General features: G+C 40.3%; 18 protein-coding genes and 1 pseudogene. 8 read left to right on the top strand and 11 right to left on the bottom strand.

What is annotated here, in order from left to right:
- Window positions 1-132: 132 nt before the first annotated feature.
- Window positions 133-666 carry an RNA polymerase sigma factor SigX gene (locus ACXAEY_RS18585; RefSeq protein ID WP_270182525.1) on the top strand — a complete coding sequence of 178 codons (534 nt, stop codon included), beginning with the start codon at window positions 133-135 and terminating at the stop codon, window positions 664-666.
- Window positions 666-1,874 carry a GerMN domain-containing protein gene (locus ACXAEY_RS18590; protein ID WP_474814125.1) on the top strand — a complete coding sequence of 403 codons (1,209 nt, stop codon included), beginning with the start codon at window positions 666-668 and terminating at the stop codon, window positions 1,872-1,874. Before ACXAEY_RS18585 ends, ACXAEY_RS18590 begins: the two co-directional genes overlap by 1 nt.
- A gap of 117 nt (window positions 1,875-1,991) precedes the next feature.
- Here the strand turns inward: ACXAEY_RS18590 and ACXAEY_RS18595 are convergent, their stop codons facing one another.
- The 3 genes from ACXAEY_RS18595 to ACXAEY_RS18605 form a co-directional block, all read right to left on the bottom strand.
- Window positions 1,992-2,498 (bottom strand): hypothetical protein, encoded by a 507-nt coding sequence (locus ACXAEY_RS18595; RefSeq protein WP_474814127.1) that lies wholly within the window; start codon window positions 2,496-2,498, stop codon window positions 1,992-1,994.
- Window positions 2,491-2,694, bottom strand: a complete 204-nt coding sequence (locus ACXAEY_RS18600; protein ID WP_270182522.1) for a hypothetical protein — start codon at window positions 2,692-2,694, stop codon at window positions 2,491-2,493. The genes ACXAEY_RS18595 and ACXAEY_RS18600 overlap by 8 nt, the downstream gene beginning before the upstream one ends.
- A 204-nt stretch (window positions 2,695-2,898) precedes the next feature.
- Window positions 2,899-3,522, bottom strand: coding sequence for an NUDIX hydrolase (locus tag ACXAEY_RS18605; protein WP_474814129.1), 624 nt, complete (start codon window positions 3,520-3,522; stop codon window positions 2,899-2,901).
- Between the two features lie 140 nt (window positions 3,523-3,662).
- Between ACXAEY_RS18605 and ACXAEY_RS18610 the strand changes: the two genes are divergently transcribed.
- Window positions 3,663-4,157 (top strand): BsuPI-related putative proteinase inhibitor, encoded by a 495-nt coding sequence (locus ACXAEY_RS18610; protein ID WP_474814132.1) that lies wholly within the window; start codon window positions 3,663-3,665, stop codon window positions 4,155-4,157.
- 37 nt (window positions 4,158-4,194) lie between these two features.
- On the opposite strand, the gene ACXAEY_RS18615 is transcribed toward ACXAEY_RS18610, so the two are convergent.
- The gene (locus tag ACXAEY_RS18615; protein ID WP_270182519.1) at window positions 4,195-4,869 is read right to left on the bottom strand and encodes a DUF1836 domain-containing protein; all 675 of its coding nucleotides are present in this window, start codon (window positions 4,867-4,869) and stop codon (window positions 4,195-4,197) included.
- A 170-nt stretch (window positions 4,870-5,039) separates the two neighbouring features.
- Between ACXAEY_RS18615 and ACXAEY_RS18620 the strand changes: the two genes are divergently transcribed.
- Window positions 5,040-5,792 (top strand): hypothetical protein, encoded by a 753-nt coding sequence (locus ACXAEY_RS18620; protein ID WP_474814134.1) that lies wholly within the window; start codon window positions 5,040-5,042, stop codon window positions 5,790-5,792.
- Between the two features lie 64 nt (window positions 5,793-5,856).
- Here ACXAEY_RS18620 and ACXAEY_RS18625 read toward each other — a convergent pair whose 3' ends face one another.
- From ACXAEY_RS18625 to ACXAEY_RS18645, 5 genes are all read right to left on the bottom strand, one after another.
- Entirely contained in the window at window positions 5,857-6,027 is a 171-nt protein-coding gene (locus ACXAEY_RS18625; protein WP_474814136.1) for a hypothetical protein, read from the bottom strand.
- A gap of 68 nt (window positions 6,028-6,095) precedes the next feature.
- Entirely contained in the window at window positions 6,096-7,088 is a 993-nt protein-coding gene (locus ACXAEY_RS18630) for a zinc-binding dehydrogenase (RefSeq protein ID WP_474814138.1), read from the bottom strand.
- Between the two features lie 141 nt (window positions 7,089-7,229).
- Window positions 7,230-9,197 carry a hypothetical protein gene (locus ACXAEY_RS18635; protein WP_270182514.1) on the bottom strand — a complete coding sequence of 656 codons (1,968 nt, stop codon included), beginning with the start codon at window positions 9,195-9,197 and terminating at the stop codon, window positions 7,230-7,232.
- Between the two features lie 30 nt (window positions 9,198-9,227).
- On the bottom strand, window positions 9,228-10,496 hold the full coding sequence (locus ACXAEY_RS18640) for an ATP-grasp domain-containing protein (protein WP_270182513.1): 1,269 nt from the start codon (window positions 10,494-10,496) through the stop codon (window positions 9,228-9,230).
- Between the two features lie 593 nt (window positions 10,497-11,089).
- The gene (locus ACXAEY_RS18645) at window positions 11,090-13,201 is read right to left on the bottom strand and encodes an ATP-dependent Clp protease ATP-binding subunit (RefSeq protein WP_474814141.1); all 2,112 of its coding nucleotides are present in this window, start codon (window positions 13,199-13,201) and stop codon (window positions 11,090-11,092) included.
- Window positions 13,202-13,539: 338 nt separating this feature from the next.
- Here ACXAEY_RS18645 and ACXAEY_RS18650 point away from each other — a divergent pair, with 338 nt between their 5' ends.
- Complete coding sequence (locus ACXAEY_RS18650; RefSeq protein WP_270182511.1) at window positions 13,540-14,004, top strand: hypothetical protein; 465 nt, start codon at window positions 13,540-13,542, stop codon at window positions 14,002-14,004.
- On the opposite strand, the gene mnmH is transcribed toward ACXAEY_RS18650, so the two are convergent.
- Window positions 13,967-15,028 (bottom strand): tRNA 2-selenouridine(34) synthase MnmH, encoded by a 1,062-nt coding sequence (gene mnmH / locus ACXAEY_RS18655; protein ID WP_270182510.1) that lies wholly within the window; start codon window positions 15,026-15,028, stop codon window positions 13,967-13,969. The two genes, ACXAEY_RS18650 and mnmH, sit on opposite strands and share 38 nt — an antisense overlap.
- Before the next feature lie 115 nt (window positions 15,029-15,143).
- On the opposite strand from mnmH, the gene ymzB reads away from it, so the two are divergent.
- From ymzB to ACXAEY_RS18670, 3 genes are all read left to right on the top strand, one after another.
- Window positions 15,144-15,491, top strand: coding sequence for a protein YmzB (gene ymzB, locus ACXAEY_RS18660; RefSeq protein WP_474814144.1), 348 nt, complete (start codon window positions 15,144-15,146; stop codon window positions 15,489-15,491).
- A gap of 107 nt (window positions 15,492-15,598) precedes the next feature.
- Window positions 15,599-15,961: a DUF4870 domain-containing protein gene (locus tag ACXAEY_RS18665; RefSeq protein ID WP_270182508.1), complete on the top strand. Its 363-nt coding sequence runs from the start codon at window positions 15,599-15,601 to the stop codon at window positions 15,959-15,961.
- Window positions 15,962-16,272: 311 nt separating this feature from the next.
- Window positions 16,273-16,470, top strand: a complete 198-nt coding sequence (locus tag ACXAEY_RS18670; protein ID WP_270182507.1) for a DUF2188 domain-containing protein — start codon at window positions 16,273-16,275, stop codon at window positions 16,468-16,470.
- Between the two features lie 109 nt (window positions 16,471-16,579).
- Here the strand turns inward: ACXAEY_RS18670 and ACXAEY_RS18675 are convergent.
- Window positions 16,580-16,831 (bottom strand): annotated as a pseudogene (locus tag ACXAEY_RS18675) (KGG domain-containing protein); the annotation flags it as partial.
- Window positions 16,832-16,865 lie beyond the last annotated feature (34 nt).

Here is a 16,865-nt window from a genome sequence, read left to right on the forward strand (position 1 = left end):
GGTATTGATTACCATTTTACAGAAATATTCATACTTCCCAAAACACTTTGTCCTTTTGAATAAATTTCAATGTCGTTGTAACCTTTTCGTAACGTATGTCGTTTTGTTATATAGGAGGAGGAGGGGTATAACATGAATGAAACATTTGATCGACTGTATAACGACTATCACGCAACATTATTTCAGTTCTTATTTTATATGGTAAAAAATCGTGCAGTCGCAGAGGAGCTTGTTCAAGAGGTCTATATTAAAGTACTACGCTCCTATCATTCATACGAAGAAAGAAGCAATGAAAAAACCTGGCTATTAACGATAGCGAGAAACGTCGCAATCGATTATTTGCGTACACATAACCGGAGAACTTCAAGGTGGCTGAGCAAATTCGAATTTAACAAACAAAATACGAAAGATGATACACCGCTCCCTGAAGAAATCGTGATGCAAAAAGAAGACGTTCAAGCCATCTACCATAGTTTGAAAAATTGCACGCTCGACCAGCAACAAGTTCTTATTCTTCGCTACATTCAAGAGTTTACAGTGAATGAAACCGCCGAAGTTCTTCAGTGGAGCGTGAGTAAGGTAAAAACCACACAGCATCGTGCCATCAAAGCGCTTCGAGAACTATTGGACGACCAAATGAAGACGAATTTAAAGGGGGTTTTATGATGAGTGAAAAAACAAAATCTCTGTTATCAAAATTACCCGAAGTTAAAGACCATCAAAGTAAAGAAATGATCTATCAACAAATTCAAAATAAAATGAAAGAACGAGGTAGTCATGTGAAGAAGAAAAAACGTGCACCATGTATCGTTCCATCATTTGCAACTGCAGCAGTCGTTAGTTTATCTTTATTTCTTTTACCAGGCTTATTCAACGAAACTGAAGATCAATCGCAACCTGCCATAGAATCTTCTTCGGGTCAGGGAGATTCCAATGCGAATGAAAGCGCAACTACCGCTACACTCGATGAAGATAAGAAAATTGTAGATGATCCGATCGGTGAAGCTGATGATAGCGACAAGGGATTTGCCGCTAAGGAAATGGTAACGTTCGATCACTATACTCCTGCTATGCAACATGGCGCAGAAAGTATCGTCCTCTCATTTCCAGATCAAGAGGGGCAGGCTCTCATTCCTCTATCATTTCCTTTTGACAGTGAACAAACACTATCAGACCAATTAAAAGAAATCCTTTCCTCCTTCGATGCAAGTGAATACGGGCTTTCAGAATCGCCAATCTCTGATGCTTCCTTTACTATCGAAAATACTAATGATTCGAAAACCCTAGTCGTTGACTTCCCAACACCTGGTGATGGCCTTTCATCAAACGAATCGATCATGATTCGAGATAGTATTGCGTGGCTTGCGGATAGTGTCGATGCACAAAACATCACATGGAAAACGAATGGTGAAGAAGGTTATACCCTAGGTAATTATGGTCCAGCAGAGCAAAGTATTGAAGACGAAACTACTGCACCATTCTTTCTATTTGAAGCGAGTACGGGCGATCGATACCTTGTAAAAGGTTCACCATTATATGGTGACAACGCGAATGATTTGCAGAGTGTTCTCTCCCTTATGAAGAACGGCGATAGCGAAAACAACGCATATGCGCCTTCGATTCCAGAAAGTGTGTCGATCGATTCAGTTGAAAAAAGAGACGATGTAGCTGCGATCACATTCACAGAAGATAGCACATTTGATTCTCAAGAAGAAGCGATGGAAACACTTGAAGCGATCATGCTTACGGCATCACAATTCGGCTATAGCAAGGTCAGCTTCTTTAATACAGGGTTTGACAGGATTGGTCCTTATTCTCTCTATGAAGCGATTCCAATCCCTCAGTCGCCAAATGCCCTCTCTCTCGATCAATAATCATCAAAAAACGCATCTGTTAATCCAGATGCGTTTTTCTTTACACGGCAGCTTCTTTACCAAATAAAAAAAGAGCTTGAGGCACATGCCATTCCAAGCTCTTAAACTTACGATATGTTATCTTGCTATTTCAGCAATAATCTGAGCTGGTGTCATCTCTGTAGTAAGCTCGAATTCACGTGGTTGAATTGCAGTTTCCTTGCCTTTATCTCTTAATACCTTAATAAATTCATCAGCACTTTCCACGAGTTTTTGATCTTCGAGACTTTGAGCTACTTCTTGACTCGTCATGCCCTCTTTGATAACAAACGTAATCTTTTTAGGTTTTTCCTCTTTTTCCTCTTTTTCCTCTTCTTCTTTTACCTCTTTATCTTTGGAGGTTTCTTTTGAAGTATCTTTAGCATTGATGGATTCTAACTCTTTTTGTGAAGCCTGCAATGATTCGTACTCTTCTTTCTTTACCATCACCATGTTCTTTTCCTTCAATTGCTCTTCAATCAACTCGTCCGTTGATTTCTTACTCTCTTCAGCCCATGCACTTGAAAACATTAAATAATAGGCTCCGAGAAGAAGAGCAGCAACCAAAAGACCAGCCGCAATTCCCTTTGCTTCTTGCTTACTCATTGCTACCACCATTTGCAGTTTTTGCTTGGCGTTCGAGAAGTTCCGTACGTTGTTTTACAACTTTTAACTCTCTCATTAAGTTAATGTATACATCATCTACTTGTCCTTTAACTTCTTTCGCATAATCGTTTACGAAATATGAGTAAATAAAGAACCCTAGTGAACCGGCAAGCAATAGAAAAATGATCAAAAGCATTATTATCCCCCTACTAACTGTTTTTTGCATTTTCTATATATGTACGTATTTCATCCATCTAATTCTTTCGTGGGGTTTGAAGGCTTTTTGTCTATTTCAGCCAATATAAAAGAATTGCAAACACAAAAAAACTAGAAAATACGACATGAATCGACCTTTTCTAGTTTACCTATTATTTAAGAAACTGGCAATACGTCTCTCATCCTACTGTTCACTTATAAGTTGAACGAAGTGGTATAGAATTCTTGCAGTCATCCCCCAAATCACATAATCCTTATAATAATAAAAGAACTCAGGTAATACAGAAGACGACCAGTTATATTCCTCACCATTTGGTATAAGATGAAATGGAAAACTCTCGTCAGGCTTTACATGTATTTTGATATCGTGGCGTTCAGGAGGATTCGATATAAAATAGCTTAAAGGTACTGTAAATACCTCCTCTACCTCCTCAGGATTATGAGACAACGTCGTATCTTTATTAATAACTCCCAGAAACGGGTAGACGATGGATTGAAACGACGACACAAGGTAATCGAGCTCGCCAATGACTTGAAGATCATTTTCTGATACCCCCAGTTCTTCACACGTTTCTCTCGTAGCTGCTTTCAAGGGGCTATCATCGGTTCGATCGACTTTTCCACCCGGAAAACATACCTCACCAGGCTGTCTGCGCAGTGTATGAGCCCTCACTTCGAACAATACATGGAGTTCATCCTTCACCTTGATCAGGGGAAGAAGCACGGCAAATTTATAGAAGTTTTCGTTACCGAGTACTTCACCTTTTCTCCCTCCAACGTTAGCGTTTATCTTATGCCATAGCTGCATTCTATCGAACTCCTTTTATTCTTCCGTCACATTTATTATATACCCCTAAAAATAAGGATTACCTGCTTTTGATGAAATTTTCTAATAATCGTGTAACCTTTTCTTCACTTGAGTCGTCCAATTAAGAAAAGGGTGATTATATGCTTAAATACTTGGCTATCGGCAGTATCGCATTACTTACGTTAACTGGATGCGGAGAAGGGAATGAGTCAATGAATTCAACAAACAACGGAAATGGAAAGGCCGAAGAGGTTAACACTGGGGCAACTGGCTCCTCTGGCATTGTTGCTGGGTCAATGGAACCTTCCCTCACTTTAGATTCGATTAGTAACGGGCAAGCAACCTTTACTTACAAAGTTCAAAACCAAACTGAAAAGGTTCAAACCGTCGTTTTTCCTTCGAGTCAGAAATATGATTACAAACTTTATAATGAAGAAGGGGAAGTTCTTGTAACCTATTCTGCCAACAAAAGCTTCATCAAACAAGTTGAAAAGAAAGAAGTGAAACAGGCTGATACTCTTGAATATACAATCACGCTCGATTCACTTGCCAAAGGCTCATATACGTTAGAAATCTGGCTTGCAGTTGAAAACGAAGAAGATTTCAAGAAGACCATTGATTTTACGGTAGAATAATTCAAACCAGCTGGCATACCAGCTGGTTTTTTCTTTATCAACGCAAGGCCTTCTCTAGGTATTGTTTTGACAACGTTTGAAAGTATGCAGCTTCAACAGATAGTGATGAAGAGATAAGCAGACTTTCCATTGCTTCACTCTCCACAAACGTTAACCGACTCTTTGAACAAAGTTCCTGTGCCTTTTCTTTTACAACTGAAAGATTATTCTCTGAATGAACTTCTTCAAATAGACATGCATACGCATGATAAAAAACAAGAGGGTTGATCAAATCATCGTTTCGATCTGCAGGGTTGTTGAAAGCAAATCTTAATAAGAGTCGAATGCTTTCAAAGTCATGAGTGTTCTTTAAATCTTCTACAATGAATAAAATCGCTGCCTGTTCAATCGAATACTTTTTCCCATGCTGCGGAGGGCCAATCCAATCTTTAATATCTCTTTTCACCCAATTTTGTACGGCAGTGGAACGAAAGCTTGCATATTCAATTTGATTACCGAGACTCACTATTTCATTGATAGACAATCCGATCGCTCTTTCTTCAGCTTTTAAGAGCTTTTGAAAGACAGTAGGCAGATTATTGTTTTCTTCAAATCTCCCTTCTCCTCCGGTACGCTCCCAAGCTTTCATCAAAATGTCATATGGACTTTCTTGATTCTTGATACATTGTAAGATCTTTCCCATTTCCATTCTAGTTAAATAATAGCCTTTCATCGTACACCCTACCTTATAAGGTCATTTGAACTTATCGTATAGTTTCTTTATGGAAATATCAAGGAGGAGTGCTTCTTACATGTAATAATTGGGCTTTTCACCCCTCATTTTGTTGTAACTGTTTAGGAACTGGGTGAATATCCTGTGTTGTGTAAAGGAGGAGTTCGCTTATGAACATGTACAACAACCCCTACGGGAACCAACAAGTTCAGGGTGCTAACATGCATAACCAAGTACAAGGCGCTATGAATGGTCCTAATCAGCAAGTTCAGGGCGCTATGCACGGATCGAATATGCCAAATCAACAAGTTCAGGGTGCCATGCACGGACCAAATATGCCGAATCAGCAAGTTCAGGGTGCCATGCACGGACCAAATATGCCGAACCAGCAAGTTCAAGGTGCCATGCACGGACCAAATATGCCGAACCAGCAAGTTCAAGGAATGATGCACGGGCCAAATATGCCGAATCAGCAAGTTCAAGGTGCTATGCAAGGGCCAAATATGCCGAACCAGCAAGTTCAGGGTGCTATGCAAGGGCCAAATATGCCGAATCAGCAAGTTCAAGGCGCCATGCAAGGACAGAAACAGCAAGTGCAAGGAGATTTAAAAGAACTTTCAGGGGACATGAAAAAGCTATGTAAGAAGTACAACAATTATCATGCAAACGTTCGAATGACTGATGGTATGGAGTATGAAGGTATTATAATGGACTCAGACAGTGAGCATGTTTCATTACTACTTCCTCAAGAAGTTGGAGAAGAAGAAACAGAGCGTCAGTACGGACGTCGTTACAGACGTTATGGAAGATACTATTTTCCACTCGCAGGCATTGCAGCACTTAGTCTAATTCCTTATTATCGCCCGTATCCTTACTACCCTTATTACGGCTATCCTCCATACGGATATCCATATTACTATTAAAATAACTACAAAAAGACGAAAAGGAAGCCGAGGGCTTCCTTTTCTTTTATGGTTTACCTTAAGCTTATTGCTTACTTTTAACATCCAAGTCATTTCTGGACATGAGCTCTTTTGCTTGCTCGGAAGTAAACCGTTGATTGAGTGAATCACCGGAAATACTGTCAAAAACCATATCTGGGTTCAATGAGGTATTCATCTTGATATCCTGTTTTGATCTATCCCTGTTTTCCGCCATGATATCCACCTCCATCATTAGTTATCATGACCTGAACTGTTCGAAACATACCTCACCCAACATTTAAGCTACATGGTAATTACGATTTTTCCGAACTGTTTGGCCTCAGCTAAATGATTGAACGCGTTCTCAATCTGCCCCAATTCATAGGACGCGTCGATGATCGGTTCAATGGAATGATTCGTTACAAAATCCAGCATAGCGCTAAATTCATCTGCACTCCCCATCGTCGAACCAAGAAAATTGTATTGTCCGTAGAAGAAGGCTCTTAAGTTAATTTCAGCTGTATCACCTGTTGATGAGCCAAAAATGACCAAAGTACCTCCACTCCGTAAGAGATCTAACGATCGGTTGATCGTCGCTGCTCCTACACTTTCGATTACAAGATCGACCTTTTCTTCTTTAGCAACGTTCGTCCAGTCATCTTCATTTGAAAGAGCGAGATCCGCTCCAAGATCGAGGGCTTTTTTGCGCTTTTCCTCACTTCTTGAACTAACGATTACCCTAGCGCCAATCGCTTTAGCAAATTGGAGTAAAAATGTCGCAACACCGCCACCGATTCCTGGAATAAACACCGTTTGATCACTTTTTAACTGTCCTCTTGTGAATAAAGCACGATAAGCTGTTAGTGCTGCGATGCCATAAGAAGCAGCTACCTCAAACGAAAGAGAAGAAGGCTTTTGAATAGCATTTTCTTCAGGAAGTACGATACTTTCTGCAAAAGTACCATCTCCAGGAAAACCAACAATTTGAAAGCCTTCGGGCGGTGCTGCAGCATTTTCTTTCCAACCGATCCCTGGATTAATGAGCACCTCATCGCCTACTTTTACTGATTGGACGCCTTCACCTACTTCACTGATGATTCCCGCACCATCTGAGCCTAAGATGACGTCAGGATCTCCGTTTGATCGTCGCGTAGGAACAGACAAATCTCTATGATTTAATCCCGCTGCTCGTAATCGGATTTTCACCTCACCTTTTCCAGGTCGAGGTTCTTCTAAGTTATCTTTGTATACTAGCCCTTCTTTTCCTTTGACTCCACCGTGCACATAACCTTGCATATGTAACTTCCCCTTCCTATAGTCATTTCGTCTCTTCTATCCAATGGTACTATTTATTCCCGGTGTTTTCGAATTCGTAAACCTTACCGCCGTAGTTAAAAAGTAAAAAGCATCAGGGGATAGTCCCTGACACTTTTATACTTAGCCACTAATCCATTTGTATTCTTTCCCCCAGCTTTCTTTTGCAAGGGTTTTCACTTTTGCTACACTGTCTTGTTCAACTGCATACGAATCGCCCTGTTCGTATGGGTTGTAGTGAAACGCATAGAGACGAGAAGTGAATTCATCAAAAGGAAGCGAGCTTTCGCCAAAGTACTCACCGTTACCCATAACCGTACTAACAATTCCTTGCCCCCAGTTCTGAGAGCCGTCGTTATTCGGGTTATAGAAATAAACACGGTAGTTACCTTTAGGACATTTCGCAATTCTTTGAATCGATACCGCGTGGAAACCAAGCATCTTTCCATGAACGTTCGTGATGAATATACCGACAGGGTTCGGATAGATCAACTCATATTCATCGTTGTATTCCGGATGGTGAGTTGCATAAAACAGTCTCACAAAACCAGGATAGTCTGCGATGTTTCCAGTAATCGGTTCAATAACAGTGCTGAATCCTTTTTGTACCCAGTTTCCATAAAAAGCTGGATTTACCCAGCGATGTCCATCTTCTCCTCTTAGAGCTACCCTCGTCATCATCTCACTATAAATACGATCGAGGTGAGGAACTAAAACGATTGAAACAGGATCAAGTTCAGGATGTAGTTCAGGTGCTAATCCTCCCTGAAGATCTTTAGAGTAAATGTTAACACCTTCAAACACCATATCGATTTCACCGTCACGTGCAGCTCGAGGGATGATTTCTAATAAATAACCTGGAGCATGCTGTGCCCACAAGCTGATCCCCCTTGCAGCCTGACAGGTTGGGTTCAATCCTTGACCTACTCCGAGCGGTTGTCCTAGTACACTTATGACGCCAGCAAGGAGGATACTGTTCGCCGTTAGCCCTTCACCTTCGTTCGCTTTGAACAATGCGTTTCGAACTTCTGGGCGGATATCAAGCTCAATCAGTCTTCTTAACCCTGGGATAACGGGTGATGCTGATAGTACGCCTCTTTCTAAGAGCAACGCTAGTCCGTACACAGATTGACATGTTGTCGGGAATAGAGCGACTTTTATAAGCTGATGAACGAGTTCTTCGTGCTCTTCGAAATTCGCTTTTCCTTTACCACTCAGTTGTAAAAGGGCAGGGAGAAGCTCCGGTGACTTCCTGCTTAACAAGCGTGCAAGCACACTATGATGAGGAGAGCAAAGGCCAGTATTTCGCATCGATCGACCTAAAATTTCACTTTCCCGTTGAAGCTCTTCAACGGAAAGGTTCATCAATTGCTTCCGATATTCATTAGGCTGTGAATATAAATGACTTAAGTTAGACGGTCCTTCAATAGAGGCGACATATTGCTGAAGAACCTCTTTCTGCGTATCATTCTCATTTGATTTAAGCATTTCTTTCGCCATTTTGATGATGGAAACCGTTCTTTTGACCATTATCGGCCGCTGTGCAGTCAAACGTTTGATTTCATGGATCAGCGTTTCAGAAAGCGCACTCGATGAAAGGTATCGAGAGATAAACTGGAACAAACGCTGAGCCTCATCGGCATTCTCTTTTTTCTCGATTCGAGAAGCCTCTGTAGCTTGAGGGAAAAGCAAATCCAAATTGAGCGCCATGACCTCATTTAAGAAATCCATCGCCATTTCTTTAGAAACAGTAGGATGCTCCTCCATGCCTTCAGCAATAGCTAGCATACGTAAGTTACTAAGCATCTCAATGACATAAGGAAGCCCCTTCGCTTGCAGCGAACCTGCGACTAGCGGAGGCTGAAGCTTCGATGGATCTTCCCAAGGACCGTCTTGGAAAACACCTGCTTCATCAAAACGATCTGCATATTTAAATAGGATTTCGAGACCTTCTTCTGTTTCTAGGAGACGGTTTGCTTCTTGATAAACATCCGTCTGATATCTCGATTTTGCGTATGTTGGTGCCTCGCTGAGCTTAGTCAATGACTGGGAAAACCTTGCAATCTTTCCTTCTGTTACTTCAGATGGCATGCTTAATTCTCCTTTATGATAAAGAATATTCTACAAATAAAAATCGTACTTTTCATAGTATTCTAGTAGGCGTCTCATCTCGGCACTATCATCACCGAAGAAGAAAATCGTTCCATAGTGGTTACCAAAGCCTACTCGCTCTGCCACTTTACCTTGCGGTGGAGTGAACATGTCATGCTTTTCGAAGAAAGGATGCTCTTCAAGCTCATCTGGAATCGTTAGTTCTTCAATGTAAGTGACGTGCGGGTGTACCATAAGGCAGCCTGCATATCCATTAGCTTCATCTTCAGCTGGGAAGAATTTTCTTAGCTCTTCTTCTGTCGTGTTCGGGTCACTACAAAGAATTTGTGCTTCATATGCACTAAATCCGTAAGCGCGTTCAATTAAGTCGAAAATATGACCTCCTGGAACACGTGCAGCTACTTCCCCGAAGTGCAACGTTCCGTCAGGCATGATGAAATATTCAGGATGAATAACCCCGTTCTCAATCTCAAATGCTTCGATCAGTTGCTCGATCGCTTGACGGATAACTGGTCTTTTCGATTCAAGAGTTGGAGAAGGCGGAACAAAGTTTGAATAACCTAACTTCACATATTCAGTGATGTTCAAGAATTGAATTTGTCCTTTGTGAACAAAAACTTCACATGAAAACTCTTGTCCATCAAGATGACTTTCCATCAAAAGTGGAAAATCATTGTCTGTTAGAGCTTCGATATCGGCTGGATTATCGATGGCACGGTGACCAACAGAACCTGCCTTATCGAGAGGTTTACAGTGAATTGGATCGTATTTATCTCCATCTACTTTAAGGAGTGCTTCATTAACTCGTTTCAGGAAGCGTTTGACATCATCTTTGTCTCTTGCCTCTTCAAAGACACCCACTTTAATTCCTGCAATCTGAGCCTTCCTCTTCATCATCCCCTTATCTCTCAATAGAAGTGAACGATTAAAGAGTCTTGGTTCTTGACGGAATCTGGCGTTTAGAGCTCCTGCCCATTCTACACATTCTTCATATAGTGGAACTGCAACTTCTGCACCAAGTGCTTTCAGCTGCTTATAAAGCTTGTCTGACCCTTCATTCAAACGATCAAACTCCCACCCTACAAATGTGATATTATGTTTTTCAGCGTAGTCTTTGAAATCAGGTGGTCCTACTACTACAAAAGGCCGTTTCAATTTATCACAGGCCTCAATTGCTGGAAGACTCCATCCAATTAAAGCAGTTAAATATGGAATAGTTTTTCCTTCTGGCTGACTTTCTTCCAACGTCTGGTTCATTTCTAATTGATCCAGTTCCATTCGTTTTCGCTCCTTTTTTTCGTATAGTAGAGAAATCTTCCTGAGCTTCCCTCTCTAACGTAGCAGATATGCGATGACTTTTTAACTAATATTCTGACTTTTAGCCAAATTACGACAAAAGAAGTCGGCATTCTCTGTTATTCGAGTTAATTCGACTAGTCGAAAATCAGAAAACCAGCTAGCTTTTCTATTCCCTATATTTTCTATTTTCTAACAAAAAAGAAAGCCACACTATTGTGTAGCTTTCTTTGATAAACCTAGATGATATGCTCCCTATGCCGTAGGAGCTTGAATACAATCAATCAAAGTTATACTTTCCGATCTATGATGATAACAAACGTTTCAGCTCATCATTTTGAAGTGATTTATTTTAATTCATCGTAATAACGCAGATTGGAGCGGAAGGATGCTCGACTCCTGCGGGACATGCGGGACAGGGGAGATCCCACAGGAGCGTTAGCGACGAGGAAGCTCACCGCCCGCCCCGCGGAAAGCGAGCGTCCGGAAATCACCACTATTTTGTTAGCAAATTCTTAAGATTTTTTTCAACAAACTGAAAGCCACCCAATTGAGTGGCTATCTAAAAATATAGCTTACGAAGCATTTTTCACAGCGATTTTATCTTCAATTACCTCTACTTTTACTGACGTTACATTGCCTTCGTCAACAAGTAGATCAGCTATTCCATCTTCAACGTGTTCTTCGATTACTCTTCGTAATGGGCGAGCACCGAACTGTGGATTGTATCCAAGCTCTGCTAGCTTCGATTTAGCTTCCTCTGTGATCTCGAGGGTAATTTGCTGCTCAGTTAGACTTCCTTTTAACTCATCGATCATCAAGTCAACGATCGATACAAGACTTTCTTTCTCAAGTGACTTAAAGGATACGATCGAATCGAAGCGATTGAGAAATTCTGGTCTAAAGTAAGAGCCTAGGCTTTCCATCACATCGGTATAGCTATCGGCGGATTCAAACCCTACTGTAATACGGCGTTCTGTACTTCCTGCGTTGCTCGTCATGATGATCACGGTATCTTTAAAGCTCACTGTTCTTCCTTGGCTATCCGTCAATCGACCATCGTCTAAGATTTGTAGGAACATATTTTGAACATCTGGATGTGCTTTTTCAACTTCATCGATCAATAGAATGCTATAAGGCTTGCGGCGTACACGTTCTGTCAGTTGCCCTGCCTCATCATGACCTACATATCCTGGTGGTGAGCCGATCAATTTAGAGACGGAGTGTTTTTCCATGTATTCACTCATATCGAGTCGAACCATCGCATCTCGATCTCCAAATAACTCTTCAGCTAGAGATTTAGATAATTCTGTTTTACCGACACCAGTAGGCCCTACGAATAGAAATGAACCGATCGGTCTGTTCTTACGCTTCAGACCTGCGCGACTTCTTCGAATTGCTTTTGCAACCTTATGAACAGCGTCCTCTTGTCCAATAACTTTAGCATTCAGCTGTTCAGCAAGATTCTTCATCTTCATCTGTTCATCTTCTTGGAGTTTTTGTACAGGTATACCTGTTTTACTCTCGATGATTTGTTGAATATCTTCTAAGTTTACAAGAGCTTCCGCTTGATCATTCACACTTAATGATTCTTCTAGTTTCTTTTCAAGCTTTAATTCTTCATCACGGAGCTTTGCAGCTACTTCATAATTCTCTTCATCCGTCGCCTTCTTCTTTTCTACTGCAATTTGTTCGAGCCTCTTTTGTATTTCATCATGATTAGAAGTTGTAATCGTTAAGTTTCTTTTTGCACCAGCTTCATCCATTAAGTCGATCGCTTTATCTGGTAAGAAACGGTCTTGAATGTAACGATTAGATAATGTGACACAAGCTTTTATTGCTTCATCAGAAAACGCCACCTCATGATAATCTTCGTACCTCGGTTTTAGACCTTCTAGAATTTGAACCGCTTCTTCAATCGATGGCTCGTTAACCATAACTGGCTGAAAACGTCGTTCAAGAGCTGCATCTTTTTCAATTTGACGATATTCTTTCAAAGTAGTAGCACCGATTAATTGAAGCTCACCTCTAGCGAGCGCAGGTTTCAGAATGTTTCCTGCATCCATCGATCCTTCGGCTGAGCCTGCTCCAACGATAAGATGAATTTCATCGATAAAGAGAATGACATTCTTTCTTGCTTGCAGTTCTGAAATCAACTGTTTCATTCTCTCTTCGAACTGACCACGGATTCCTGTGTTAGATACGAGAGATGCAACATCTAACAAATAGATCTCTTTGTTTTGTAATTTCGAAGGAACGTTTCCTTCAGAAATACGAAGTGCTAGTCCTTCGGCGATCGCTGTTTTCCCTACACCTGGTTCACCAATCAGGACAGGGTTGTTTTTGTTTCGACGATTTAGTGTTTCGATGACCCGTGCTACCTCTTGATCTCTTCCGATAACTGGGTCGATCAATCCTGCTTTTGCAGCATCTGTTAAATTCTTTCCTAAATCATCTAGTAATCCACCGTTACCAGCGTCGGTTTGCTCAGTAGATTGAGTATGACCTGATTGATTCATAAATGATTGAAAGAAATCATCAAATTGACCTTTTGATGACGGTGTTGTCTGACCATTCATCACATTTGCATAGCAAGAGTTGCACAGATGAACACGTTTTTTAGAATGATTGATCTGAACATTCAACTGAACTGTTGCAGGATTCTGATTACATTTTTCACAAAGCATATGATGGCCTCCTTTAAAATTTATAAGATCGTTATATAATAGTGCGTTACTTGTATTTGTTAAGGTCAATGTATTTTGTTTTGACTTTGACTATATTTGACCTTGTAACCATATTATAATCTGACTATCTTTGACTTTCAAGTGTTATGCATTTTCTAATCTGTTCTTATAAACAAAGCCGCGATAATTGTATCGCGGCTAAAAAAATGTAATATTTGAAATAAAGGAATTTTTTTGAGGGTTGGATAATAGATTGTATTAAACTACTTTTCGACAAAGGGTATACAAGTTTACTAGTCTGGCAACAATGGTGATAGATTATAAAGGGAGGAATACCAATGAATGATTCAGTCTATCAATTGATAGTTGAAACGACCGTCAAGCGCGTGCCTACCTGTCATGAATCACCTAATGATTTCTTCATTGCCCTGGATGACTGTGATTACCCGTACCTTATCCTACCTACTCCTAAAGAAATGTTTGATAACGATGATGTCTTTGCCATTCGTTTAATTCCTGATGTGTTGAATAAATTCCGCTATGATTTGGACAACTCTTATACAAAGCTTTCGTTCAGTCGATTTTCTACTTTTTTCGATGATAAAACGTATTATTTTGGTCCAGAAGATAACATGCTAGTGAAATTCCTAACCTCTTCTATCTACAAGAACTATGTAGCGTGGATCAGCCACCTGTACTTCAAACGGATCGATGATTTAATTGAACAATACAATAATGAACCGGGTAAAGAGCAGAGAAAATCAATTAAAGCGAAACTTTCTCGCCTTCTAATCGAAGCTTAGACACTAGACGCTCCACTTCATTCTGGACAAGTTGGCATCCTTCATCAAGAGACTCATAGTGAACTTTTATAACCTCACCCACATTCTCTGTCGCCTTGTAGGTGTACCTAGGATCGTAATAATTCACCAGAAGGCTTTCGACGACTGCTTCATAATTCTCTTCCTCAAGTGCGAGGGATATATAACGTCGTTCATTATCTGGCAGACGTTTCTCGATTCTTTGGATGCCCTTTACTATTTTCTCTCTATTCTGTTCGGGATGATATGTATCTAAAATGGTTTTTATTCGATAAGAAAGCGGGGCGTGAACATGTATGCGCGTCCCTTTTTGTTTGCCCTCAAAGATAAAGTCCGGAACGATAATGTTCCCAAGTCGCTTACTTTCAGACTCAATTACATAATAATCTGTCTCCCCTATTTCATTTAACCGATGAGAAAGCTTCGCTTCAAACTCCTTTTGACTTCTTTCTGGTAAATTCACTCTTCCGAAAACTGATCCTTTATGTGCAGCTAAGCCTTCAAGATCAATGACTGGGTAGCCTTTGTTTTTTAAATAATGTAAAATGTCTGTCTTAGATGTCCCAGTAAACCCTTCCACTATAAGAAAAGATACGTTTTTTTTAGCATGGCTTTCAAGTATTCTCATGACATTTTGACGATATGACCGAATGCCACCAACAAGTTGACGACATGGCAGCCCCATCATCTCAAAAATCACAGCAAGGCTTCTACTCCTCATACCACCTCTCCAACAGTAAACGACAAACTCCTGTCCTTTTGATAGAACTTTTGCCTTCTGATAAAAATCAGGAAGAGATGGAGACACAAGCGAGATCCCTAAATCCTTCGCTGCTTCTGTGCCTTGTTGTTTGTAAGTTGTTCCAACTAACTCTCTTTCTTCGTTTGAAAAAATCGGCATGTTAACTGCTCCTGGAATGTGGAACTGCTCGAATTCGGCTGGGGTTCGAACATCTATGATCGGTAATTTTCTATCGAAACATTCATCTATCGAAATAGTTCTCATAACGACTCATCCTTTGTATCTCATTATTAGCTCATTATATCATTCTAGACTTAAACCTTTTAAACCCTTGTTTATGCATCTTAAATTCGGGGAAGTTTATATTGAGGTGAAAAATATGGAAACTACCGAAATGGTAACTCGTATACAAGAAACCTTAAACGATTGGGTTGGCGGACATCTTATCATTCAAAAACAAGAGAATGAAGACTTGGATAAGGTAATCATGGTATTAGATCGCATTTCTTTGTTTCACAGAGAGGAAACGATCGATAATTACACGCCTTCTTCCCTCCTACAACTAGAGGGAAAAGGTAAGATCATATCTGAAAAAAATCCCGTTTCCCTTCCAGACGCTAACTATGAAGTACAATTAGAAGATTTAAAAGAAATCGATCGTTCAGCAAATGAGCTAAAAATAACGACAGAGAGAGCACAATACGTGATTACTTATAATTCCAACTAGAAGGAGCCAGCGACAGGTTCCTTTTTTTCGTTGGGAACAAATCGCAAAGAATATCTAAGAAGCCTTCATAATACCTTGTATATAGACGGTTATGAAGGAGGTACTCCATGGAAGAAAAGAACATTCAAACCCCCGATGACGAAACGCGTTCATGGGCTATGTTTGCGCATCTTTCTGCACTATCAGGCTATTTAATTCCGTTTGGTAACATCATTGCTCCATTAATCATTTGGTCACTAAAGAAGGATGTTCATCCTTTTATTAATGAGCAAGCAAAAGAAGCATTGAATTTCCAAATTTGCATGACCATCTACGGCATCATCGCAGGAATACTCACGCTCGTCTTAATCGGATTCATCCTTCTACCTGCAGTTTTTATCGTCCAACTTGTTTTTATTATCATCGCTTCAGTAAAATCGAATCAGGGCGAAGATTATCGGTACCCGCTGACGTTTCGAATGATCACCTAACATTCGACTAATTTTAATGTTTCCACATAATTTAGGTATGTCCATGTTATAATGGAAGTAAACTTAGAATGTGGAGGGTGTGCCTTGACTGCAAAAGGAAAAGAATGGAACCGTTTTACTGTATGGGCGCTTGCATTTATGGTGTGGGCTGTACCTATCGCTTTTATCGTCGGTTTCTATATCACAACAAGACCTCAATAAACCAGCGAACCGCTGGTTTTTTATTTTTTCTGAATCGTTTTAGGCAGGTTTTAGCTTCCATCTTGTTGGGAAAGAAGTACATATACACCAACTAAAGGAGGAACAAAATCATGAAAGAATTCACAGTAGCACCAAACAAAGATGTAACAGGCTGGTATGTTAAGGTGGAAGATATTGCACCTACAGATTTATATAAAATGCGTTCAGATGCTGTTGAGAAGGCAGAGGAACTTGCAAAGGAAGATACTCCTAGTAAAGTATTGATCTTGAATGATCAGCATGAAGTCGAGGAAGAGCGTAAATTTTAATAACTACTCTAGCCCCTTTCAAACGAAGGGGTTTTAATTTTGTTTAAGCCCATAAAAAAAAGAGCGGAGGCTTCTCCGCTCTTCGTACCGATCAATTATTGTTACTGCCGTTTCCGCTATTTTTACCGCCTTTTTTCCCAATCTCTTCGTAAAATTCTTTGTCATGATTCTTAGATGTTTGCTCTCCGCCTTTTTCTCCTATTTCTTGATAAAACTCTTTATCATGCTCACGAGCTGTTTTGTTTCCGCCTTTTTCACCAATTTCTTCGTAGAATTCTTTGTCGTGCTCCCTCGCAGTCTTATTTCCGCCTTTACGTCCTGCTTCTTCCCTACTCATTTTATTATTGTTATTATCAGCCATTTGAAAATCCTCCTTTAGAATGTGTGTTTATATC

It is taken from the genome of Anaerobacillus sp. ABA4_114, assembly GCF_056159065.1.